1 protein-coding gene is annotated in these 1170 nt (G+C 28.7%); it reads right to left on the bottom strand.

Going from position 1 to position 1170, the window contains the following annotated elements; all coding sequences use genetic code 11:
- The coding region (locus AJ889_RS00150) for a motility associated factor glycosyltransferase family protein (RefSeq protein ID WP_148123995.1) at positions 1 to 1170 on the bottom strand (1170 nt) is incomplete at both ends.

Here is a 1170-nt window from a genome sequence, read left to right as displayed (position 1 = left end):
TTTGCCCTAACTTTTCTATAAAATAAAGCAACCATTCATGGTAAGCTTTAATATAAGCTGTGATAAAATGCGTTTTATCTTGTATATGAAGTTTTAATACATCAGCAATCATTTTTCCACGATAAGCAAAAGCTCCTCTTAAAACTTCATCCTGTATAAACTCATCTTCATCTAAAGAGTGATTAAAATTTTCTATGTTTTGATAGACTTTTTCTAAAAATTCTAAAGGTAAAATAAAATCTTTACTGAGTATATTTTCTAAAATTTGTTTTAAAGCTAAGGCATCGTCTAAAAATCTTTTGGCATTTTCTTGATCTTTTTGTATTTTTTCTTTGAATTTAACTAGGAGTTTATCACTTCTATTTTTAGTTAAACTTTTTGGAAGTTCAAATTTGGGTTTTTCTTTTGTAAGGAGTTTTTCACAACATTCTTTAAAGGAAAGTTCTTCAGTGAAATTAATCCTTGCTCCACCTTCAGTAGCATTGTAAAATTTAGCCTTTTGATCATTGCAAGCAAAAAGATATTCAAGTTTTATACGATAATCATTCCAGGTTATATGAGTTAAAACTTCACCTTTACCTGCATAGGCAGGGACTTTAAGTTTATCTATATTTTCTTCACCGCTAAATTTCTCCCCAAAATCAAAACCTTTTGAGTGTGAATTTCCTTTTTCATCAAAGGCTAAATCTTGCCCTATCATAATAATATTTTTAAATCCCAAAGCCAAAGCTAAAGTATAAGAAAAATGACTTACATGAGTACCTGTACCAATATAACCAAAATCATTAAGATTGAAGCGTTGATATAAAGGATCATCTCTTAAAATCACACTTTTATTATCTAAAAAATGAACCAAATTAGGATGCGTAGCACATGAAAGTATATTTAAAGAAGTTTTATTTTCTTTATTTTGAAAAAAATTCATTGCTAGATCAGTAAAATCTAAATTCGTAACATAATCAGGCACTATACCTTCTTTTTCAAGCATACTTAAAGCCCCATCAGCACAAAAGATCACTGCTTTATCTTGATAAGCTTTAAGTAAAGGAAGTTGTTTAGCTAAACTAGGTCCTGCAGAAACTACTATAGTATTATCAAATTTGTTTTTTCTTTCACTTAAGATTCTTTGAAAAGGAATGCTTTCAAGCATAGAAGGGATGTTTTGTAAAA

This window comes from Campylobacter sp. BCW_6468 (genome assembly GCF_001762865.1).
GTDB classification, from domain to species: domain Bacteria; phylum Campylobacterota; class Campylobacteria; order Campylobacterales; family Campylobacteraceae; genus Campylobacter_D; species Campylobacter_D jejuni.
The sequence above is the reverse complement of the archived record's forward strand: the minus strand, read 5'-3'. Positions and strand labels throughout refer to the sequence as shown.